The sequence below is a fragment of the Billgrantia sp. C5P2 genome (assembly GCF_051062895.2).
In genome coordinates, this window is sequence record NZ_CM128542.1 from 1,438,458 (window position 1) to 1,460,424 (window position 21,967).

The window sequence follows — 21,967 nt, forward strand, 5'->3', positions numbered from 1 at the left end:
GTCCGGTGCGTCGGACTGGCAGGAGAATGGCGCTACTTTACCGCGAGAGGGCGGTGGCGCGCATCCCGTCGGGCGTTGCGGCGTGGCACCATGGCAGCCTTTTGCCTACAATGTTCCGCCGTTTTACCCTCTTTTACCGTTCGCTTTCTTTCAGGGGCTGGATGCCATGCTCGATCCCAAACTGCTGCGCAGCGACCTCGATGCGGTCGCCCAACGACTGGCCAAGCGAGGCTTCACCCTCGATACCGAGCGGCTCGAGACGCTGGAGTCCCGGCGTCGCGAACTGCAGACCGAAACCGAGAACCTGCAGAATGAGCGCAATACCCGCTCCAAGGCGATCGGCAAGGCCAAGGCCGCAGGCGAGGACATCCAGCCACTGCTCGATGAGGTGAGCGATCTCGGCGACCGCCTGGATGCTGCCAAGCGTCAGCTGGCCGAGGTGCAGGAAGAGTGGGAGGCGCTGGCAAGCGGCATTCCCAACCTGCCCCACGACAGCGTGCCGGAAGGTGAGAGCGAAGAGGACAACGTCGAGCTGCATCGCTGGGGCACGCCGCGAGACTACGACTTCGAGGTCCGCGACCATGTCGACCTCGGTGGCCTCAAGGGTGAGCTGGACTTCGAACTCGCGGCCAAGCTGACCGGCTCGCGTTTCGCGGTGATGCGCGGCGGGATCGCGCGTCTGCACCGGGCGCTGACACAGTTCATGCTCGACAAGCAGACCCTCGAGCACGGCTACGAAGAGTGCTACGTCCCCTACATGGTCAACGAGGCCTCGCTGTACGGCACCGGCCAGCTACCCAAGTTCGGCGAGGACCTGTTCCGGTTGGACGACGAGCGTAGCTATCACCTGATCCCCACCGCCGAGGTGCCACTGACCAACTTCGCTCGCGACGAGATCCTCGACTACAAGGTGCTGCCGCTCAAGCTCACCGCCCATACGCCGTGCTTTCGCAGCGAGGCGGGCTCTCACGGTCGCGATACCCGCGGCATGATCCGTCAGCACCAGTTCGACAAGGTGGAAATGGTGCAGTTGGTCGAGCCTGAGACGAGCTATGCCGCCTTGGAGGAGATGCGCGGCCACGCCGAGGCGATCCTGCAGGCGCTGGAGCTGCCGTATCGGGTGGTGACGCTGTGTACTGGCGACATGGGGTTCGGTGCTGCGAAAACCTACGACCTGGAAGTGTGGCTGCCGAGCCAGTCCACTTACCGGGAGATCTCCTCGGTGTCCAACTGCGAGGATTTCCAGGCGAGACGCATGCAGGCGCGCTTCCGCCATCCCGAGCAGAAGAAGCCGCAACTGCTGCATACCCTCAACGGCTCGGGCCTGGCGGTGGGGCGCTGCCTCATCGCGGTGATGGAGAATCATCAGAACGCCGATGGCTCCATCACCGTACCCGAGGTGTTGCGGCCTTACCTGGGCGGAATCGACGCCATCAATTCTCGATCACCCAACTGACGCTGACGCCCGCCTCGATGACGATCGTTCCGGGGCGGTATTCGGCTTGAGAGCCGCTCTCCCGGGCGTCGGCGCTCATCGCCATCATGCGAGGCGCATAGATGGGGGGGCGCGTCTCGCTGATGTTGGCCACGGCACCGAGCGAAACGTCCATGGTGCGCGCCATCAGTTCGGCCTTGTGGCGCGCCTTCTCCAATGCTTTAACCAGCGCCTCGTCAGTAGCGGCATCGCGATCAGCCAGATCGTAGCTGATGCCATCCATAGCGTTGACGCCAGCTTCCGTCAGGGCGTCGAGTAGCCGCGGCAGGCGCTCCAGGTCATCGACACGAACCTGGAAAGGCCGATCCAGTCGCGTGCGCATCAGCATGTCGCTGTCGTTGTCACTGTGCCGCGGGGCGGGTACGTATTCCGGCTGGACGCTGAGTGAGCCCGCGCTGATGTCGTCGCGCTCGATGCCAGCCTCTTCCAGTGTTCGAATCAAGGCGGCGGCCCGCTCCTCCAGGCGATCACGTGCCTGGCGCAGGGCGTCGGGGTCGGTATCGTCGTCTTCATGGGGGGCTATGGCCGGCGTACGCTCCCATAGGCGGGCGCTGAGCGTGGCGCGGTCCGGCACCACATCGAGTTGTGCTTCGGCCTGCACGTCCAGCCTTGAGCGGGGTTCGTCGGCCTGTGCAGCGGCTCCTGTCAGCGGGATAGCGGTCAGCAGTCCGCCCAGCAGCAGGCAGCGAAAAGGTGTCGAGGACATCGGGGAAAGCCTCCTTGCGGCAATGATAAGTAAATCGCTCGGGATCGCGCCGGGATGGGCAGGTTTGTGTGCCCGCCCGGTTAGGGTCATGATAAGCAGGACACGCCAGGCAAGGATAGATGGCATGATTTACCGCGATGACAACGTGCGATACGGTCGCCCCCTCACCTTGACGCTGGCCTTGGCGGCGCTGGTCGTGATCATTGCGGGCATACGCGCTGGCGCCGACCTGATCATTCCTATACTGCTGGGTTTGTTCATCGCCGTGATCTGCACCTCTCCGGTGAACTGGCTCCACCGCCTGGGATTGGGACTACGCCTGGCGGTGGTGGTGACCCTGCTGGTGATCGGAGGCTTTCTTTCCCTGGTGGGGCTGCTGGCAGTCAATGCCTTCGGCACCTTCATCGAAGCGTTGCCAGGCATCGAGGGGCGGCTCTATGCGCAGTATCTCAACCTGCTCGACAGCATGGCCTCCATGGGTCTGGCGATCAACCCCGACACGCTGGCCGGCCTGGTCGAAGTCGAAGACGAGGGGGAGTGGTTCTCGGCTTTGCTGGGAGGGTTGGGCAATCTGCTGATGCAGAGCGTGGTGGTGGCACTGCTGGTCATCTTCATGCTGTTCGAAACGCTTAATTTCCGGCGCAAGGTGGCTCATGCGCTCGACCATCCAGAAGCCAGCCTGCAGCGTTTCCATGAGTTCAGCCAGACGCTCAAACGCTATCTCGCGGTCAAGACCCTCGTCAGCCTGCTTACGGGTGTCATGGCTTGGTTCGCCTGTCTGATGACTGGGGTGGACTTCCCCCTTCTCTGGGGTCTGCTGGCCTTCGCGCTCAATTACATCCCCAACATCGGTTCAGCCATAGCGGCCGTGCCGCCGGTCCTGCTCTTGCTGGTGTCTCAGGACGGCGGGCTGTTTGAAGCCTTTGGCCTGGCGATGGCCTACCTGGCCATCAATTTCATTCTCGGCAACCTGGTCGAGCCGCGCCTGATGGGGCGTGCGCTGGGACTATCCGCCTTCGTCGCCTTCCTCTCGCTGGTGGTCTGGGGCTGGCTGCTGGGTGTGGTCGGCATGCTGCTATCGGTCGTGCTGACCATGACCCTCAAGATCGCCTTGGACAGTCATCCTCAGACGCGTTGGATCGCCTATCTGCTGGGACCCGGCAAACGGCCGTTTGTCGATAGAGTGGTCGTGGAGGAGGAAGAGTTTCTTGCGACCGATGATGAATCGAGCCTGCCCTCCTCGAAAACGCAAACGCCCCGGCGGGAACCGGGGCGGAGCGAAGGTTGACGCCTGATCCAGGGGTATCAGGCGTTCTGGTCGATGAACTGCACCAGCTGTGACTTGGACTGGGCGCCTACCAGCGAAGCGACCTTGGAGCCCGACTTGAACAGCATGACGGTGGGAACGCCGCGTACACCCTGTTCGGCAGCGATCTCGGGGGCATCGTCGACATTGATGCTGACCACCTTGAGGTTGTCGGAACGCTCTTCGGCAACCTCGTCGATCACCGGGGCCATGACCTTGCAGGGGCCGCACCATGGGGCCCAGAACTTCAGCAGTACGGGTTGTTCCGCCTTCAGGACTTCCTGCTCGAAGTTGGCATTGGTGACATCGACGTTATTGGCCATGGGAATCTCCAGTTACGTTGCGCTACATCGAGCGGATCGGGTGACATGCATAGGCATATCCGGTCGGCAGATGTTAGCCGTCGGCCGGGTGTCTGGCAAATAGCAGATAATTGCCGCCGTACCTTTACCACACGCTCACGCCCATAGCCGTGATACCTGTTTGTCGTTATGCTATTTAGTGATTAGGCAAGCGGGTCTAATCGCTGATGGGGATGTCCTGCCAGGCGTCCGGGAGCCGAGTCGAGAATGAAACTACAGCAGCTGCGCTATGTGTGGGAAGTGACCCGCCACAACCTCAACGTGTCGGCAACGGCCCAAAGTCTGTTCACGTCACAGCCCGGTATCTCCAAGCAGATTCGCTTGTTGGAAGATGAACTGGGGGTTGAGATATTCGCTCGTAGTGGCAAGCATTTGACGCGAGTCACCCCGGCCGGGGAATCCATCGTCGAGCTGGCTGGCCAAGTGCTGCGATTGACCGACAACATCAAGCAAGTGGCCCAGGAGCACAGTGATGAACGCCGGGGCAGCCTGTCGATCGCTACTACACATACTCAGGCTCGCTATGCCTTGCCGCCTGTGATCGGTGAATTCACCCGCAAGTATCCCGATGTCGCCCTGCACATGCAGCAGGGCACGCCCAAACAGATCGCGCAGATGGTCAGCGATGGCATGGCCGATTTCGCCATCTGCACCGAGTCGCTGGAGCTGTTCACCGACCTGATATTGTTGCCCTGCTATCGCTGGAACCGCTGCGTGCTGGTGCCGCGCGGGCACCCCCTGGCCGATGGGGGCGAACTGACCCTCGAGCGATTGGCCGAGCAGCCGATCGTGACCTATGTGTTCGGCTTTACCGGACGCTCACAGCTCGATGATGCCTTCCGCGCCGGTGGGCTCACGCCGAATGTGGTGCTCACCGCTGCCGATGCCGACGTTATCAAGACGTACGTCAGGTTGGGGCTGGGAGTAGGGATCGTGGCACACATGGCATACGACCCCGAACTCGACGAGGACCTTGTCGCTCTCGAGGCAGGCCATCTATTCGAAAGCTCGGTGACCAAGATCGGCATCCGTCGCGGTACTTTCATGCGCGGCTACATGTACGACTTCGTCAAGGGGTTCGCTGGCCATCTCGAGCGCGACCTGGTCGATGCGGCGCTTGCCGCCGGGCCGCGGCATGAAGCCGAGCTGTTCGAGGAAATCGTCCTGCCAGTGCGTTAGGCATTACCCGAAAGCCGGGAGCGAGCTTTGGACAACGAACGAGGCGGATCAGGACTATCCCGACCCGCCTCTGCTCGGTTCTTTGCGAAAGGGCTACATGCCAAGATTCAGTGCTGTAAATGCAGCCCACACTCCCGCTTCTCTTCCACCTTGGTGGGGTCGAAGTAGTCGAACTCGTTGGGCAAGTCGTGCCGCTGCAGGTACTGGTACATGTCCTTGGCACTCCAGCCCAGTAAAGGCGAGACCTTGAGCAGGCCATCGGCGTTCTTGCTGAGGGGCGCCATGCGGGCGCGCTCCGGGGTATCCTCGGCGCGCAGCGCCGTGAACCAGACGTCCGGTGCCATCTCGCGCAGTGCCCGTTCGAACGGTTCCAGCTTGACCTCCCGCGTGAAAGCTTCGTGACGCGGGTCATCGATGCCCGGCATGGGGCCATCAACGGCCTCGCGGTGGGCCCGGGTGCGCTGCGGCAGATAGGTGATCAGGTTCAGGTCGAGTCGCTTGACCAGCTCATCGGCAAACCGGTAGGTCGCATCGGTATTGTAGCCGTGATCCATCCACACAACGGGGATGTCCGGTCGTTGGCACGTCACCATGTGCAGAATGACGGCTTCGAAGGGGCGGAAGTTGGTGGTGACGATAGGGCGCTGGCCCTGCTCCAGGGCCCAGCGAATCAGTGAATCGGGATCATTGCCGAGTTCCTGATTGATTGCGTCGAGTTCTGCCATGGAAGCTCCTGGGTCGTTGGTGGCATCTTGGCCATTACCCTAACAAAGGCTATGGATTGGCCCCCAATACCTTTTCATTGGATAAATATAGCCAAATGGCTGGTAAACCATGGTTTCTTATTCCATGTCATGCTTTGGATCTGCCAGCGCACTCATCAGGTGTCGGATCTTATCCAAGGTTTCGGTGTACTCCGCCTCGACAACGGAATCGGCCACCAACCCGCCACCTCCCCACAGGTGGATACGCGCTCCATCGGCGACGGCGGTACGAATGGCAATCGAGGTATCCATGTTGCCGCGCACGTCGACGAAGCCCAGACTGCCGCAGTAGACGCTGCGACGGCTGGGCTCCAGCTCATCGATGATCTGCATCGCTCGCACCTTGGGAGCACCGGTGATCGAGCCGCCTGGAAAGGCGGCGGCCAGTAGATCCAGCGGGCGTTTACCTTCCGCCAGTTCGCCGCAGACGATGCTGACCAGGTGATGTACGTTGGCATAGCTCTCCAGCCCGCACAGCTGCGGCACCCGGACACTACCCGGGCGGCACACTCGGCCCAGGTCATTGCGCAGCAGGTCCACGATCATCACATTCTCAGCGCGATCCTTGAGGCTGGCGGCCAGTTCATCGGCCAAGCGAGCGTCCTCTCCGGCTGTACTGCCGCGCGGGCGAGTGCCCTTGATTGGCCGGGCCTCGACGTGCCCGTCGGCCCGACAGTGCAGGAAACGCTCGGGCGAAAGCGACAGGATGGCCTGCTCACCGCGTTCCGCGTTCCAGGCCATATAGCCGGCGAACGGTGTCGGAGTGGCCTGGCGCAGGCGCTGATAGGCCGGCCAGAGGTCGCCGCGATATCTCGCGCTGAAACGCTGTGCCAGGTTGATCTGGTAGCAGTCGCCAGCACGGATGTAATCCTGCACGGCAGCAAAACGCTCGGCATAGCCGCTGCGATCGAGTTCACCCTCGAAAGGTGACAAGAGCCGAAAGTCCTGTGCGGCCGAGGAGGGTTGTTGCAGCCAACCCAGCACCTGGTCGCGCCTATCTTTCGTGGCCACCAACCAGCTTTGCTGCTCTCGGTGATCCTGAATCAGGGCCCAGTCGTACAGTCCGATGCGGCTGGCAGGCAGGGCGACGACCTGGCGCGACGACTCTCCCACGGGTTCCAGGGAACGGCCCAGGTCATAGCCCCAATAGCCGATCAGGCCGCCCAGGAAAGGCAGGTCGCTATCCGGGAGGTCGAGCGACAGGCTGTCCAGCAGGGCCTGTTGGGCCATGAAAGGGTTGCGACAGTCGCGCACCACATCGTCTATCCGAATGACACCCTGTCCATCTACGTCCAGTACCGACACGGGATCGCAACTGATGATGTCGTAGCGCCCGCCCGGCGCGGCAGGCTTGCCGCTATCGAGCAGGACGGCCCCCGGGCGCTGGCGCAGGGGTGCGAAATAAGCGAGTGGGTCATCCCGGTAGGGGAGAGGGCTGATTTGAAGTCTTTCGGTCATGAAGGGGGCCTTTCAGAACAGGCCCTCATTCTAGGGGGCAGGATGCGTTTTGTCGTGAGAGTCAGTGTCCAGCTAACGACTTTACTTTCAATACAGACGAAATTGTCGACATTGACAATCGGTGCTGGCCGAGCGCCTACAACCAAAGGGGTATAAAAACGCTGTAACAGGGAGGTTGACCGATTCAAAGGCAATGTCTAAAGTCACTTCATCCTTCAATTGTCGACAATCGCCATGAACTCAGTCGCCCCAGAACAACCCTCTCCCGAAGTTCGGACCCTGGCCGAGCGGGTCTTCCATCAGCTACAGGACGCCATCGTGCGTGGTGAGCTGGCGCCGGGGAGCAAGATCACAGAGCCGGGTCTGTCGAAGACCTATGGCATCTCCCGTGGTCCGCTGCGTGAAGCGATGCGCCGCCTGGAAGCCCATCGCCTGATCGAGCGAGTCCCACACGTGGGTGCCAGGGTGGTCAAGCTCTCGATGAAGGAACTGCTGGAGCTCTTCGACGTTCGCGAGGCGTTGGAGAGCATGGCTGCACGGCTGGCCGCGGAGCATATGACCCGCGATGAAATCGCCGGGCTGCGAGAGGTGCTTGCTGTGCACGAGCGTCAAGCCGACCTCAAGAGTGGCGAGGCCTACTATCAGCGCGAGGGCGACCTGGATTTCCATTATCGCATCGTGCTGGGCAGCCACAATCGCATGTTGATGACCATGTTGTGCGACGACCTCTATTACCTGGTGCGACTCTATCGTACCCAATTCAGCGCCAGCGGCACCCGGCCCCAGCGCGCCTTCGTCGAACACCATCGCATCGTCGACGCCATCGAGGCGGGCGACGCCGAGCTGGCCGAACTGCTGATGCGCCGTCACGTCAGTGCCTCGCGGGCCAACGTGGCTGACCGCTACGCCGAGATTCTCAAAGAGCAGGCCGAGGCTACCGCTTGAGGCCACGAGAAAGATCACAGAGGAACCTACCATGACGCAACTTACCCCCGGCGCTCGCTTCCGTACGGCTCTCGAGGCCAACCGGCCGCTTCCCATCGTCGGCACCATCAATGCCTATACCGCCATGATGGCCGAGCGGGTCGGCCACCAGGCGATCTATCTTTCCGGCGGCGGGGTGGCCAACGCCTCCTTCGGTCTGCCCGACCTGGGCATGACCACCATGAATGATGTCGTGCAGGATGCCCACCGCATCTGTGGCGCCACCGACCTCCCGCTGCTGGTGGATATCGATACCGGCTGGGGTGGAGCCTTCAACATTGCCCGCACCGTCAAGGAGATGCAGCGTGCCGGTGTGGCGGCGGTGCACATCGAGGACCAGGTGGCGCAGAAGCGTTGCGGACATCGCCCCAACAAGGAGATCGTCTCGAAGCAGGAGATGGTCGACCGCATCAAGGCCGCTGCCGACGCACGTATCGATCCTGATTTCTATCTGATTGCACGTACCGACGCCTTCCAGAAGGAAGGGCTCGACGCCGCCATCGAACGTGCCAACGCCTGTATCGAGGCCGGGGCCGATGCCATCTTTGCCGAGGCGGTGCACACCCTCGACGACTACCGTGCCTTCTGCGAGCGCGTCGACGCGCCGATCCTGGCCAACATCACCGAATTCGGTGCGACGCCGCTGTTCAGCCAGCAGGAGCTAGCCGAGGTGGGCTGCCGGATGGTGCTCTACCCGCTGTCGGCGTTCCGTGCCATGAATGCCGCGGCACTGAAGGTCTACCAAAGCATTCTCGACAAGGGCCATCAGCGTGACGTGGTCGAGCTGATGCAGACTCGCGACGAACTCTACGATTTTCTCAATTACCACGCCTTCGAGCAGAAGCTCGATGCGCTGTTCGCAGAAAACCAGCTGGCCGAAAAGAGCCCGGGCGCCTGAGCCAGGCTCGTTACGACGACAAGAAAACGCAGATCAAGGAGACTCGACATGGCTGAGAAAACCGTCAGCAGTACCGGCCTGCGGGGCCAGAGCGCAGGAACCACAGCCCTGTGCACCGTGGGCAAGAGCGGCGCCGGGCTGACCTACCGCGGCTTCGACATCAAGGAGCTCGCCGAGAAGGCGCGCTTCGAGGAGGTGGCCTATTTGCTGCTCAAGGGCAAGCTGCCCAACCAAGCCGAGCTCGATGCCTACGTGACCAAGCTCAAGGGGCTGCGCAGCCTGCCCCCGGCTCTGAAGGCCGTACTCGAACAGATCCCGGCCAGCGCTCACCCAATGGACGTGATGCGTACCGGCGCCTCGATGCTCGGCAACCTCGAGACCGAGGAGCGCTTCGACCAGCAGCAGGACGTTTCCGACCGTCTGCTCGCCGTGCTGCCGTCGATCATTTGTTACTGGTATCGCTATAGCCACGACGGCGTGCGTATCGAAACCGAAACCGACGACGAGTCGGTGGGTGCCCACTTCCTGCATCTGCTGCGTGACGAGGCGCCGTCCGAGCTGCATGCCCGGGTCATGAATGTCTCGCTGATCCTCTACGCCGAGCACGAGTTCAACGCCTCGACCTTTACTGCCCGTGTATGCGCCTCGACGCTTTCCGACATGCACTCCTGCGTCACCGGTGCCATTGGCTCGCTGCGCGGCCCGCTGCATGGCGGCGCCAACGAGGCCGCCATGGCCATGATCGAGAACTGGAAGTCGCCGGAAGAAGCCGAGCGCGAGATCATGGGCATGCTCGAGCGCAAGGAGAAGATCATGGGCTTCGGTCACGCGATCTATCGCGAGTCCGACCCGCGCAACGCCATCATCAAGGAATGGTCGAAGAAGCTGGCCGAGGACGTGGGCGATACGGTCCTGTACCCGGTTTCCGAGCGCGTCGAGGAGGTCATGTGGCGCGAGAAGAAGCTCTTCTGCAACGCCGACTTCTTCCATGCCAGCGCCTATTACTTCATGGACATTCCCACCAAGCTGTTCACGCCGATCTTCGTCTGTTCGCGCGTTACCGGCTGGTGTGCCCATGTCTTCGAGCAGCGCGCCAACAACCGTATCATCCGCCCCAGCGCCGACTATATCGGCCCGGAGAAGAGCGAATGGGTGCCGATCGAGGAGCGTGACTGAACCACTCCTCACCCGGCATCCGCAGGCGGCCGCGAGCCGCCTGCCTTCCCTCGCCTGACCCAACACCACGTGAAGACGTCGACTCATGAATACTCACTACCGTAAACCGCTTCCCGGCACCGAGCTGGACTACTTCGACGTGCGTGAGGCCGTCGAGGAAATCCAGCCTGGTGCTTACGACACCCTGCCCTACACCTCCCGGGTGCTGGCCGAGCAACTGGTGCGCCGCTGTGAGCCGGAGCTGCTCACCGATGCGCTCAAGCAGCTGATCGAGCGCAAGCGCGATCTCGACTTTCCCTGGTACCCGGCGCGGGTGGTGTGCCATGACATTCTTGGCCAGACGGCGCTGGTCGATCTGGCCGGCCTGCGTGACGCCATCGCCGAGAAGGGCGGCGATCCGGCCAAGGTCAATCCGGTGGTACCGACCCAATTGATCGTCGACCATTCGCTGGCCGTGGAGTGCGGCGGCGATGACCCTCAGGCATTCGACAAGAACCGCGCCATCGAGGACCGTCGCAACGAGGATCGTTTCCACTTTATCGACTGGACGCGCACCGCGTTCAAGAACGTCGACGTGATCCCCGCCGGCAACGGCATCATGCACCAGATCAACCTGGAGAAGATGTCGCCGGTGATCCAGGCGCGCGATGGCATCGCGTATCCGGATACCTGCGTGGGTACCGACAGCCACACGCCCCACATCGACTGCCTGGGTGTCATCGCCATCGGCGTGGGTGGGCTCGAGGCCGAGACCGTGATGCTAGGCCGGCCCTCGATGATGCGCCTGCCCGACATCATCGGCGTCAAGCTGACCGGCAAACGCCAACCCGGTATCACCGCCACCGACATCGTACTGGCGATCACCGAGTTCCTGCGCCAGGAGCGGGTGGTAGGCGCCTATCTGGAGTTCTTCGGCGAGGGTGCCGACAGCCTCACCATCGGTGACCGCGCCACCATTTCCAACATGACGCCGGAATACGGTGCCACCGCGGCGATGTTCTATATCGACGAGCAGACCATCGACTACCTGACCATCACCGGACGCGAGCCGGAGCAGGTGGCGCTGGTCGAGAACTATGCCAAGACAGTAGGGCTGTGGGCCGACAGCCTGAAGAGCGTGCAGTACGAGAGGGTGCTGACGTTCGACCTCTCCACCGTCGAGCGCAACATGGCCGGACCCTCCAATCCGCACCGTCGTCTGCCCACCTCGGCGCTGGCCGAACGCGGTATCGCCGCCAACCTGGAGCTGGCGCTGGCCGAGGAGAAGGCCGGCCGGATGCCCGACGGCGCGGTGATCATCGCCGCCATCACCAGCTGTACCAATACCTCCAACCCGCGCAACGTGGTGGCGGCGGGACTGGTGGCGAAGAAGGCCAACGAGCTAGGGCTTATCCGCAAGCCATGGGTGAAATCTTCCTTCGCGCCAGGGTCGAAAGTCGCGCGTCTCTATCTGGAAGAGGCCGGCCTGCTGCCCGAGATGGAGAAGCTCGGTTTCGGCATCGTCGCCTACGCTTGCACCACCTGTAACGGCATGTCCGGTGCGCTGCGTCCCGAGATCCAGCAGGAGATCATCGACCGTGACCTCTATGCCACTGCGGTACTCTCCGGCAACCGCAACTTCGACGGGCGCATTCACCCCTACGCCAAGCAGGCGTTCCTTGCCTCGCCGCCGCTGGTGGTGGCCTACGCCATCGCCGGTACCGTGCGCTTCGACATCGAGAAGGATGCGCTCGGCTACGACAAGGATGGCAATCCCGTCACGCTTAAGGATCTGTGGCCCGCCGACGAAGAGATCGATGCCATCGTCGGCCAGTACGTCAGGCCGGAGCAGTTCAAGCAGGTCTACATCCCGATGTTCAATCTGGATGAAGTGGAAGAGGCCAAGAGCCCGCTCTACGATTGGCGGCCGCAGAGCACCTACATCCGCCGCCCGCCGTACTGGGAGGGCAACATGGCGCGTGAGAAGGGGCTGAAGGGCATGCGGCCGCTGGCGATCCTGCCGGACAACATCACCACAGACCATCTGTCGCCGTCCAACGCCATCATGCTGGACAGCGCAGCGGGGGAGTACCTGGCCAAGATGGGCCTGCCGGAGGAGGACTTCAACTCCTACGCCACTCACCGCGGCGACCACCTCACCGCCCAGCGCGCCACGCTCGCCAATCCCAAGCTGTTCAACGAGATGGTACGCGACGACAAGGGAGAAGTAATCCAAGGCTCACTGGCGCGCATCGAGCCGGAAGGCAAGGTGACGCGTATGTGGGAAGCCATCGAAACCTACATGGAGCGCGGCCAGCCGCTGATCGTGATCGCCGGGGCCGATTACGGCCAGGGTTCGTCGCGTGACTGGGCCGCCAAGGGCGTGGCGCTGGCCGGCGTCGAGGCCATCGTCGCCGAGGGCTTCGAACGCATTCACCGCACCAACCTGGTGGGCATGGGTGTGATGCCGCTGCAGTTCGAGGAAGGCACCACGCGCCATACCCTGAAGCTCGACGGTACTGAAACCTATGACGTGGAGGGCAAGCCGGCCCCGGGGGCAACCCTGACCCTGGTGATCCATCGCGCCAACGGCGCCAGCGAGCGCGTACCGGTGCTGTGTCGGCTGGATACCGCCGAGGAGGTCTCCGTTTACTCCGCCGGCGGCGTGCTGCAGCGCTTTGCCCAGGACTTCCTCGAATCCGAGGAGGCGGTCAGCGCATGAGCCAAGTTTCCCAGATCAGGATTCCCGCGACCTATATGCGCGGCGGCACCAGCAAGGGTGTCTTCTTCCGCCTGGACGACTTGCCCGTGGCGGCGCGCCAGCCCGGTCCGGCCCGCGATGCGTTGCTGCTGCGGGTGATCGGCAGCCCCGATCCCTACCAGAAGCAGATCGACGGCATGGGTGGGGCCACCTCCAGTACCAGCAAGACGGTGATCCTGTCGAAAAGCGAAAGCCCCGATCACGACGTCGACTATTTGTTCGGCCAGGTCTCCATCGACAAGCCATTCGTCGACTGGAGCGGCAACTGTGGCAATCTCTCCGCTGCCGTAGGGCCCTTTGCCATCAGCAACGGTTTGGTGGATTCCTCGCGCATCCCCGAGAACGGCATCGCCACGGTGCGTATCTGGCAGGCCAATATCGGCAAGACCATCGTCTCACGGGTGCCGATCGTGGGCGGCGAAGTGCAGGAAACCGGCGACTTCGAACTCGACGGCGTGACCTTTCCGGCCGCCGAAGTGGCGGTGGAGTTCATGGACCCGGCCGACGGTGAGGGTTCCATGTTCCCCACCGGTAACTTGATCGATGAGCTCGAAGTGCCGGGGGTTGGTACGTTCGAGGCGACCATGATCAATGCTGGCATCCCCACGGTCTTCGTCAACGCCGAGGCGATCGGCTACACGGGCACCGAGCTACAGGAAGCAATCAATGGCGATACCAAGGCGCTGGCCATGTTCGAAGCCATTCGTGCTCACGCCGCGGTGCGCATGGGGCTGATCAAGGAGATCGCCGAGGCGGCCGAGCGCCAGCACACGCCGAAGGTCGCCTTCGTCGCGCCGCCTGCCGACTATGTGGCTTCCAGTGGCAAGGCGATCAAGGCCAGCGATATCGATCTGGTGGTGCGTGCACTCTCCATGGGCAAGCTGCACCACGCCATGATGGGTACTGCGGCGGTAGCCATCGCGACGGCGGCGGCGGTGTCCGGCACCTTGGTCAACCTCGCCGCCGGAGGCGGTGAGCGCAACTCGGTGCACTTCGGCCACCCCTCGGGCACCCTGCGCGTCGGGGCGGAAGCGTCCCTGGCAAATGGGCAGTGGACGGCAACCAAGGCGGTGATGAGCCGCAGCGCACGCGTTTTGATGGAAGGCTGGGTCCGCGTCCCGGGTGATGCTTTCTAGGACATTGGCTCGCGCTAAGTCCGAGCCCCGAGTCGCAAGTCTCGGGGCGTTTTCTATAGTGAGGGGAGACGATACCGAGCCTGCGACAGGAGGGAGCATGAGCGCCACCGTCGAACGCAACGTCCGACCCGACTACGACCCCGAGCTGCAGAAGATCGCCGACTACGTGCTCGATTACCGTATCGAGAGTGATGAGGCGCTGGATACCGCTCGCAACTGTTTGATCGACACGCTGGGTTGCGGCCTGCTGGCGCTGCGTTTTCCTGAATGTACCAAGCACCTCGGGCCGCTCGTCGAAGGCACCATGGTGCCGCATGGTGCTCGAGTACCTGGCACAGCATTTCGCCTGGACCCAGTCAAGGCCGCCTGGGATATCGGCTGTACCATTCGGTGGCTCGATTACAACGACACCTGGCTCGCGGCCGAGTGGGGGCACCCCTCCGACAATCTCGGTGCCATCCTCGCGGTGGCCGATCATCTTTCCCAGCAGCGGGTTGCCCAGGGTGAGGCGCCGCTGACCATGCGCGATGTGCTCGAAGCGATGATCAAGGCCCATGAAATCCAGGGCGTGCTGGCTCTCGACAATTCCTTCAATCGGGTCGGGCTCGATCACGTGGTGCTGGTGAAAGTCGCTTCAACGGCAGTGGCTGCGCAAATGATGGGGGCGGACCGCGAGCAGTTGCTCTCCGCCCTGTCGCATGCCTGGGCCGATGGCCAGAGCCTGCGTACCTATCGTCATGCACCCAATGCCGGTTCGCGCAAGAGCTGGGCCGCGGGGGACGCCACTTCACGGGGTGTGCGCCTGGCCGATATCGCCCTGCGCGGTGAGATGGGTATCCCCGGGGTGCTAAGTGCACCGCAGTGGGGCTTCTACGACGTCCTCTTCGCCAAGACCAACAAGGACCAGAAGATCAAGCCCGAGAACGAGCGGTGCTTTACCTTCCAGCGTGAGTTCGGCACCTATGTAATGGAGAATATCCTGTTCAAGATCGCTTTCCCCGCAGAGTTTCATGCCCAGACGGCCTGCGAGGCGGCCGTTCGGCTGCATCCTCAGGTAAAGGATCGTATGGAGGAGATCGAGCGTATCGTCATTACGACACACGAGTCGGCGATACGGATCATCTCCAAGGAGGGCGAGTTGGCCAACCCGGCGGATCGCGACCACTGTCTGCAGTACATGGTGGCGGTACCGCTGATCTTCGGTGATTTGGTCGCCGAGCACTACGAGGACGACTTCCACCGCCAGCATCCGCTCATCGATACCCTCAGGGCTAAGATGGAAATCGTCGAGGAACCTCGTTACACCCAAGACTATCTCGCCGCGGACAAGCGCTCCATTGCCAATGCCATCCAGGTGTATTTCAGGGACGGCAGCGCTACCGAGTGTGTCGAAGTGGAGTACCCCATCGGCCATCGCCGTCGCCGTGTTGAGGGTATCCCCATCCTCGAGGAAAAGTTCCGACGCAACCTGGCGACACGCTTTCCGGCTGGACGTTGCCAGCACATCTTTCAGCTTTGTAGGAACCAGGAGCAACTCGAAGCGATGCCAGTGTATCGGTTCGTCGACCTCTTCGTTATGTGAGGTTTCCGTTGCAAGGCCCCCGTCATGGCGGTGCGAGAGAGAAATTGACGGTGGTCATGGATAGGTTCTGGAAGCTGAGCTATATTTTTTGACGCGGCGGGTTGCATACCCACCGAGATAACCGTAAAGTACGCATCCGCTGCCGGCAACGGGCAACGTTGCTAGCGGTGGAGAGAGTGGTAAGTGGCTGTCACGCTTTGGGTTTTTTCGAATTGCTTCGCAAAATCCCGCTTGACGGACACGGCGGATTCGGTAGAATGCGCCTCACTCATTAGAGACCCGCTGGGGGCTTCGATAGAAACCCCGCTGAGGCCTCTAAAGGCAGCCAGCGACGCTGGTCTTCGCTGCCACGGCCACCTCGGTGCCGGCCGCGAAGGGAGTTGACAGACTCCGCCGAATCGGTAGAATACGCCTTCCTCGCAGGGCGCTGGCGAGGCCCCACGGTCCTTGGATCGAACGGCTACGGCAGCAAGCGAGACGCTCCGCTCTTCATGTTGTGTTTTGAAGAGGGTTTGGAGCCGCTCTTTAACAATCGATCAGGTAATTCATGTGGGCGCTTGTCGACGAGGTGGTGAGAAGTCACACCATATCGAGGCAAGCGACTCGTCGAAGGCCTTCGGGTCTTTTTGAGAAGCTTTGACCTTGAGCCAAGTTTGGTTCGCTTTTGTCCTTTTCTTCGGGAAGGGATGAGTAAGAACCGCAATGATTTGAAACTGAAGAGTTTGATCATGGCTCAGATTGAACGCTGGCGGCAGGCCTAACACATGCAAGTCGAGCGGCAGCACGGGAAGCTTGCTTCCTGGTGGCGAGCGGCGGACGGGTGAGTAATGCATAGGAATCTGCCCGGTAGTGGGGGATAACCTGGGGAAACCCAGGCTAATACCGCATACGTCCTACGGGAGAAAGCAGGGGACCTTCGGGCCTTGCGCTATCGGATGAGCCTATGTCGGATTAGCTGGTTGGTGAGGTAATGGCTCACCAAGGCGACGATCCGTAGCTGGTCTGAGAGGATGATCAGCCACATCGGGACTGAGACACGGCCCGAACTCCTACGGGAGGCAGCAGTGGGGAATATTGGACAATGGGCGCAAGCCTGATCCAGCCATGCCGCGTGTGTGAAGAAGGCCCTCGGGTTGTAAAGCACTTTCAGTGGGGAAGAAAGCCTTCCGGCCAATACCCGGGAGGAAGGACATCACCCACAGAAGAAGCACCGGCTAACTCCGTGCCAGCAGCCGCGGTAATACGGAGGGTGCGAGCGTTAATCGGAATTACTGGGCGTAAAGCGCGCGTAGGTGGCTTGATAAGCCGGTTGTGAAAGCCCCGGGCTCAACCTGGGAACGGCATCCGGAACTGTCAGGCTAGAGTGCAGGAGAGGAAGGTAGAATTCCCGGTGTAGCGGTGAAATGCGTAGAGATCGGGAGGAATACCAGTGGCGAAGGCGGCCTTCTGGACTGACACTGACACTGAGGTGCGAAAGCGTGGGTAGCAAACAGGATTAGATACCCTGGTAGTCCACGCCGTAAACGATGTCGACTAGCCGTTGGGTCCTTCGCGGACTTTGTGGCGCAGTTAACGCGATAAGTCGACCGCCTGGGGAGTACGGCCGCAAGGTTAAAACTCAAATGAATTGACGGGGGCCCGCACAAGCGGTGGAGCATGTGGTTTAATTCGATGCAACGCGAAGAACCTTACCTACCCTTGACATCCTCGGAATCTGCCGGAGACGGCGGAGTGCCTTCGGGAACCGAGTGACAGGTGCTGCATGGCTGTCGTCAGCTCGTGTTGTGAAATGTTGGGTTAAGTCCCGTAACGAGCGCAACCCTTGTCCCTATTTGCCAGCGATTCGGTCGGGAACTCTAGGGAGACTGCCGGTGACAAACCGGAGGAAGGTGGGGACGACGTCAAGTCATCATGGCCCTTACGGGTAGGGCTACACACGTGCTACAATGGTCGGTACAAAGGGTTGCGAGCTCGCGAGGGCAAGCTAATCCCAGAAAGCCGGTCTCAGTCCGGATCGGAGTCTGCAACTCGACTCCGTGAAGTCGGAATCGCTAGTAATCGTGAATCAGAATGTCACGGTGAATACGTTCCCGGGCCTTGTACACACCGCCCGTCACACCATGGGAGTGGACTGCACCAGAAGTGGTTAGCCTAACCTTCGGGAGGGCGATCACCACGGTGTGGTTCATGACTGGGGTGAAGTCGTAACAAGGTAGCCGTAGGGGAACCTGCGGCTGGATCACCTCCTTAAACGACGCATCACGCCTCGCGGCAAGTGCTCACAATGAATTACCTGATCGGCCAGAGCAAAGACTGTTTGGGTATGGACCCAGCGCGACCAATGGGTCTGTAGCTCAGTTGGTTAGAGCGCACCCCTGATAAGGGTGAGGTCGGCAGTTCAAATCTGCCCAGACCCACCATTCTCGAGCTTCGGCCGGGTCTGTCGCTCAGTTGGTGAGAGCGCACCCCGGAAGTTTTGTCAAGAGAAGGGTGAGGTCGCCGGGTTTATTTCAAATCTGCCCAGACCCACCAAATTTGCGTGATACGTTGTTGAAAGACTCCTCGTATAGCAGGTTATACGTCGTCGTCTTTCGCCTAGTCTCACACAAATTACATTTCGCGTGGTTTTGCCACAAAGAGATGTTGAAAGGGGCCATAGCTCAGCTGGGAGAGCGCCTGCCTTGCACGCAGGAGGTCAGCGGTTCGATCCCGCTTGGCTCCACCACACTTCCTGATGCATCACCCCACAGTCTACCTGATCGGATCTGCAGTCATAAGCCATCGTCGCACCGTGCGATGTCGGGTTTATGACTGTCGATTGACAGTCTGCTCTTTAACAATGTGAATCATGCTGACACGTTTTCTCCGCAAGGAGAAAACAAAAGTGATACGTCTCAAGCGTATCCGGCAATTGTCGTACGTAATCGCGGATCAGACCCTTTCGGGTTATATGGTCAAGCGATTAAGCGCATACGGTGGATGCCTTGGCAGCCAGAGGCGATGAAGGACGTTGTAGCCTGCGATAAGGCTCGGTGAGGTGGCAAACAACCTGTGACCCGGGCATTTCCGAATGGGGAAACCCACCCAGCACAAGCTGGGTATCCCACACTGAATCCATAGGTGTTGGGAGGCGAACCGGGGGAACTGAAACATCTAAGTACCCCGAGGAAAAGAAATCAACCGAGATTCCCCCAGTAGCGGCGAGCGAACGGGGACTAGCCCTTAAGCATGTGACTGGTTAGGCGAACGAGCTGGGAAGCTCGACCATAGCGGGTGATAGTCCCGTAGCCGAAAACCTGAGCATGTGAAATCGAGTAGGTCGGGGCACGTGAAACCTTGACTGAACATGGGGGGACCATCCTCCAAGGCTAAATACTCCTGGCTGACCGATAGTGAACCAGTACCGTGAGGGAAAGGCGAAAAGAACCCCGGCGAGGGGAGTGAAATAGATCCTGAAACCGTATGCGTACAAGCAGTGGGAGCATGCAAGTCATGTGACCGCGTACCTTTTGTATAATGGGTCAGCGACTTATTTTCAGTGGCGAGCTTAACCGAATAGGGGAGGCGTAGCGAAAGCGAGTCTTAACTGGGCGACCAGTCGCTGGAAATAGACCCGAAACCGGGCGATCTATCCATGAGCAGGTTGAAGGTTGAGTAACATCAACTGGAGGACCGAACCAGGATCTGTTGAAAAAGATTTGGATGACTTGTGGATCGGAGTGAAAGGCTAATCAAGCCCGGAGATAGCTGGTTCTCCTCGAAAGCTATTTAGGTAGCGCCTCACGTATCACCACCGGGGGTAGAGCACTGTTTCGGCTAGGGGGCCATCCCGGCTTACCAACCCGAGGCAAACTCCGAATACCGGTGAGTGCAAGCGTGGGAGACACACGGCGGGTGCTAACGTCCGTCGTGAAAAGGGAAACAACCCAGACCGTCAGCTAAGGTCCCGAAATCCTGGTTAAGTGGGAAACGATGTGGGAAGGCTCAGACAGCTAGGAGGTTGGCTTAGAAGCAGCCATCCTTTAAAGAAAGCGTAATAGCTCACTAGTCGAGTCGGCCTGCGCGGAAGATGTAACGGGGCTAAACCAGGTACCGAAGCTACGGGTGAGCCTGCATCACTTGATGCTATTCGATTGGCGTCGCGAAGCGACGTCCAAGCCATCCCGAACGTCGAGTCGGATGGAAAGAGTGGTATCAAGGATGCAGGCTCGCGGTAGAGGAGCGTCGTGTAAGCCGATGAAGGTGGATTGAGAAGTCTGCTGGAGGTATCACGAGTGCGAATGCTGACATGAGTAACGACAAGGGGAGTGAAAAACTCCCCCGCCGGAAGACCAAGGGTTTCTGTTCGACGCTAATCGGAGCAGAGTGAGTCGGCCCCTAAGGCGAGGCCGAAAGGCGTAGTCGATGGGAAACGGGTCAATATTCCCGTACCTCACTGTATTGCGATGGGGGGACGAAGAAGGCTAGGTGAGCCAGGCGTTGGTTGTCCTGGTGAAAGCCCGTAGGCTGGGGATTCAGGCAAATCCGGATCCCCAAGGCCGAGAGGCGAGACGAACTGACCACGGTCAGGAAGTCATCGATGCCACGCTTCCAGGAAAAGCCTCTAAGCTTCAGATACAGTGGGACCGTACCCCAAACCGACACAGGTGGTCAGGTAGAGAATACCAAGGCGCTTGAGAGAACTCGGGTGAAGGAACTAGGCAAAATGGTGCCGTAACTTCGGGAGAAGGCACGCCGGCGTAGGGTGAAGGCACTTGCTGCTGGAGCTCGAACCGGTCGAAGATACCAGGTGGCTGCAACTGTTTATTAAAAACACAGCACTCTGCAAACGCGCAAGCGGACGTATAGGGTGTGACGCCTGCCCGGTGCCGGAAGGTTAAGTGATGGTGTTAGCCCTCGGGCGAAGCTCTTGATCGAAGCCCCGGTAAACGGCGGCCGTAACTATAACGGTCCTAAGGTAGCGAAATTCCTTGTCGGGTAAGTTCCGACCTGCACGAATGGCGTAATGATGGCCACGCTGTCTCCACCCGAGACTCAGTGAAATTGAAATCGCAGTGAAGATGCTGTGTACCCGCGGCTAGACGGAAAGACCCCGTGAACCTTTACTATAGCTTCACACTGGACGCTGATGTTGCTTGTGTAGGATAGCTGGGAGGCTAGGAACCCCGGACGCCAGTTCGGGTGGAGCCAACCTTGAAATACCAGCCTGGCATCATTGGCGTTCTAACTCAGGTCCGTGATCCGGATCGAGGACAGTGTGTGGTGGGTAGTTTGACTGGGGCGGTCTCCTCCCAAAGAGTAACGGAGGAGCACGAAGGTACCCTCAGCACGGTCGGAAATCGTGCATTGAGTGCAAGAGCATAAGGGTGCTTGACTGCGAGACAGACACGTCGAGCAGGTACGAAAGTAGGTTCTAGTGATCCGGTGGTTCTGTATGGAAGGGCCATCGCTCAACGGATAAAAGGTACTCCGGGGATAACAGGCTGATACCGCCCAAGAGTTCACATCGACGGCGGTGTTTGGCACCTCGATGTCGGCTCATCACATCCTGGGGCTGAAGTCGGTCCCAAGGGTATGGCTGTTCGCCATTTAAAGTGGTACGCGAGCTGGGTTTAGAACGTCGTGAGACAGTTCGGTCCCTATCTGCCGTGGGCGTTGGATGTTTGAGAAGAGCTGCTCCTAGTACGAGAGGACCGGAGTGGACGCACCTCTGGTGTTCCGGTTGTCACGCCAGTGGCATTGCCGGGTAGCTACGTGCGGACGGGATAACCGCTGAAGGCATCTAAGCGGGAAGCCCCCTTCAAGATGAGACATCCCCGAGGCCTCGAGCCTCCTGAAGGGCCCAGCGAGACCAGCTGGTTGATAGGCCGGGTGTGGAAGCGCTGCAAGGCGTTGAGCTAACCGGTACTAATGGCCCGTGAGGCTTGACCATATAACCCCAAGGGGTCTGCGCATTGCGCACACGATTGACGGATACGCAGGCACGGTGAGCGCCGTGCCGAGACGATCACGCCAGCATGATTCCAACCGTTTTCGCCTGACGACCATAGCGAGTGGGAACCACCTGATCCCATGCCGAACTCAGCAGTGAAACCGCTCAGCGCCGATGGTAGTGTGGGGCCTCCCCATGCGAGAGTAGGTCATCGTCAGGCACTTCTTCAGAAACCCAGCTTCGAAAGAG

Annotated in this window: 13 protein-coding genes, 3 tRNA genes and 3 rRNA genes; 15 read left to right on the forward strand and 4 right to left on the reverse strand. The window is 60.5% G+C overall.

The window, feature by feature from the left end; translation table 11 throughout:
- The first annotated feature begins 166 nt into the window (after positions 1-166).
- Positions 167-1,456, forward strand: coding sequence for a serine--tRNA ligase (serS, locus tag ACRWQA_RS06660; protein ID WP_434228601.1), 1,290 nt, complete (start codon positions 167-169; stop codon positions 1,454-1,456).
- Here the strand turns inward: serS and ACRWQA_RS06665 are convergent.
- Positions 1,434-2,201, reverse strand: coding sequence for an SIMPL domain-containing protein (locus ACRWQA_RS06665; protein WP_434228599.1), 768 nt, complete (start codon positions 2,199-2,201; stop codon positions 1,434-1,436). The two genes, serS and ACRWQA_RS06665, sit on opposite strands and share 23 nt — an antisense overlap.
- Before the next feature lie 124 nt (positions 2,202-2,325).
- Here ACRWQA_RS06665 and ACRWQA_RS06670 point away from each other — a divergent pair, with 124 nt between their 5' ends.
- Positions 2,326-3,489, forward strand: a complete 1,164-nt coding sequence (locus ACRWQA_RS06670; protein ID WP_263580588.1) for an AI-2E family transporter — start codon at positions 2,326-2,328, stop codon at positions 3,487-3,489.
- Between the two features lie 17 nt (positions 3,490-3,506).
- Here ACRWQA_RS06670 and trxA read toward each other — a convergent pair whose 3' ends face one another.
- The gene (gene trxA, locus ACRWQA_RS06675; RefSeq protein WP_167120343.1) at positions 3,507-3,830 is read right to left on the reverse strand and encodes a thioredoxin; all 324 of its coding nucleotides are present in this window, start codon (positions 3,828-3,830) and stop codon (positions 3,507-3,509) included.
- Positions 3,831-4,076: 246 nt separating this feature from the next.
- Between trxA and cysB the strand changes: the two genes are divergently transcribed.
- The gene (gene cysB / locus ACRWQA_RS06680; RefSeq protein WP_263580587.1) at positions 4,077-5,048 is read left to right on the forward strand and encodes an HTH-type transcriptional regulator CysB; all 972 of its coding nucleotides are present in this window, start codon (positions 4,077-4,079) and stop codon (positions 5,046-5,048) included.
- Positions 5,049-5,155: 107 nt separating this feature from the next.
- Here the strand turns inward: cysB and ACRWQA_RS06685 are convergent, their stop codons facing one another.
- Positions 5,156-5,773, reverse strand: a complete 618-nt coding sequence (locus ACRWQA_RS06685) for a phosphoadenosine phosphosulfate reductase domain-containing protein (protein ID WP_263580586.1) — start codon at positions 5,771-5,773, stop codon at positions 5,156-5,158.
- A 117-nt stretch (positions 5,774-5,890) separates the two neighbouring features.
- The gene (pabB, locus tag ACRWQA_RS06690; protein WP_434228596.1) at positions 5,891-7,270 is read right to left on the reverse strand and encodes an aminodeoxychorismate synthase component I; all 1,380 of its coding nucleotides are present in this window, start codon (positions 7,268-7,270) and stop codon (positions 5,891-5,893) included.
- A 234-nt stretch (positions 7,271-7,504) separates the two neighbouring features.
- On the opposite strand from pabB, the gene ACRWQA_RS06695 reads away from it, so the two are divergent.
- From ACRWQA_RS06695 to rrf, 12 genes are all read left to right on the forward strand, one after another.
- On the forward strand, positions 7,505-8,215 hold the full coding sequence (locus ACRWQA_RS06695; RefSeq protein WP_263580584.1) for a GntR family transcriptional regulator: 711 nt from the start codon (positions 7,505-7,507) through the stop codon (positions 8,213-8,215).
- A gap of 31 nt (positions 8,216-8,246) precedes the next feature.
- Positions 8,247-9,152, forward strand: a complete 906-nt coding sequence (prpB, locus tag ACRWQA_RS06700) for a methylisocitrate lyase (RefSeq protein ID WP_434228594.1) — start codon at positions 8,247-8,249, stop codon at positions 9,150-9,152.
- A 48-nt stretch (positions 9,153-9,200) separates the two neighbouring features.
- Entirely contained in the window at positions 9,201-10,328 is a 1,128-nt protein-coding gene (gene prpC, locus ACRWQA_RS06705; protein ID WP_263580582.1) for a bifunctional 2-methylcitrate synthase/citrate synthase, read from the forward strand.
- Positions 10,329-10,413: 85 nt separating this feature from the next.
- A complete protein-coding gene (acnD, locus tag ACRWQA_RS06710) occupies positions 10,414-13,029 on the forward strand; it encodes a Fe/S-dependent 2-methylisocitrate dehydratase AcnD (RefSeq protein ID WP_434228592.1) in 2,616 nt (871 codons plus the stop codon).
- Entirely contained in the window at positions 13,026-14,204 is a 1,179-nt protein-coding gene (gene prpF, locus ACRWQA_RS06715) for a 2-methylaconitate cis-trans isomerase PrpF (RefSeq protein ID WP_434228590.1), read from the forward strand. Before acnD ends, prpF begins: the two co-directional genes overlap by 4 nt.
- 97 nt (positions 14,205-14,301) lie before the next feature.
- Positions 14,302-15,786 carry a 2-methylcitrate dehydratase gene (gene prpD / locus ACRWQA_RS06720; protein ID WP_434228588.1) on the forward strand — a complete coding sequence of 495 codons (1,485 nt, stop codon included), beginning with the start codon at positions 14,302-14,304 and terminating at the stop codon, positions 15,784-15,786.
- 710 nt (positions 15,787-16,496) lie between these two features.
- A 16S ribosomal RNA gene (locus tag ACRWQA_RS06725) occupies positions 16,497-18,036 on the forward strand.
- A 93-nt stretch (positions 18,037-18,129) separates the two neighbouring features.
- Positions 18,130-18,206, forward strand: a tRNA-Ile gene (locus ACRWQA_RS06730).
- Between the two features lie 16 nt (positions 18,207-18,222).
- Positions 18,223-18,318, forward strand: a tRNA-OTHER gene (locus ACRWQA_RS06735).
- A 117-nt stretch (positions 18,319-18,435) separates the two neighbouring features.
- Positions 18,436-18,511, forward strand: a tRNA-Ala gene (locus tag ACRWQA_RS06740).
- A 227-nt stretch (positions 18,512-18,738) separates the two neighbouring features.
- Positions 18,739-21,718, forward strand: a 23S ribosomal RNA gene (locus ACRWQA_RS06745).
- A 104-nt stretch (positions 21,719-21,822) separates the two neighbouring features.
- Positions 21,823-21,938 (forward strand): 5S ribosomal RNA (rrf, locus tag ACRWQA_RS06750).
- The 16S, 23S and 5S rRNA genes sit together here with 3 tRNA genes alongside, the layout of an rRNA operon.
- Positions 21,939-21,967 lie beyond the last annotated feature (29 nt).

Coding starts and splice junctions, on each gene's coding strand:
- serS (WP_434228601.1), top strand. CDS start 167: ATGCTCGATCCCAAACTGCTGCGCAGCGACCTCGATGCGGTCGCCCAA.
- ACRWQA_RS06665 (WP_434228599.1), bottom strand. CDS start 2,201: ATGTCCTCGACACCTTTTCGCTGCCTGCTGCTGGGCGGACTGCTGACC.
- ACRWQA_RS06670 (WP_263580588.1), top strand. CDS start 2,326: ATGATTTACCGCGATGACAACGTGCGATACGGTCGCCCCCTCACCTTG.
- trxA (WP_167120343.1), bottom strand. CDS start 3,830: ATGGCCAATAACGTCGATGTCACCAATGCCAACTTCGAGCAGGAAGTC.
- cysB (WP_263580587.1), top strand. CDS start 4,077: ATGAAACTACAGCAGCTGCGCTATGTGTGGGAAGTGACCCGCCACAAC.
- ACRWQA_RS06685 (WP_263580586.1), bottom strand. CDS start 5,773: ATGGCAGAACTCGACGCAATCAATCAGGAACTCGGCAATGATCCCGAT.
- pabB (WP_434228596.1), bottom strand. CDS start 7,270: ATGACCGAAAGACTTCAAATCAGCCCTCTCCCCTACCGGGATGACCCA.
- ACRWQA_RS06695 (WP_263580584.1), top strand. CDS start 7,505: ATGAACTCAGTCGCCCCAGAACAACCCTCTCCCGAAGTTCGGACCCTG.
- prpB (WP_434228594.1), top strand. CDS start 8,247: ATGACGCAACTTACCCCCGGCGCTCGCTTCCGTACGGCTCTCGAGGCC.
- prpC (WP_263580582.1), top strand. CDS start 9,201: ATGGCTGAGAAAACCGTCAGCAGTACCGGCCTGCGGGGCCAGAGCGCA.
- acnD (WP_434228592.1), top strand. CDS start 10,414: ATGAATACTCACTACCGTAAACCGCTTCCCGGCACCGAGCTGGACTAC.
- prpF (WP_434228590.1), top strand. CDS start 13,026: ATGAGCCAAGTTTCCCAGATCAGGATTCCCGCGACCTATATGCGCGGC.
- prpD (WP_434228588.1), top strand. CDS start 14,302: ATGAGCGCCACCGTCGAACGCAACGTCCGACCCGACTACGACCCCGAG.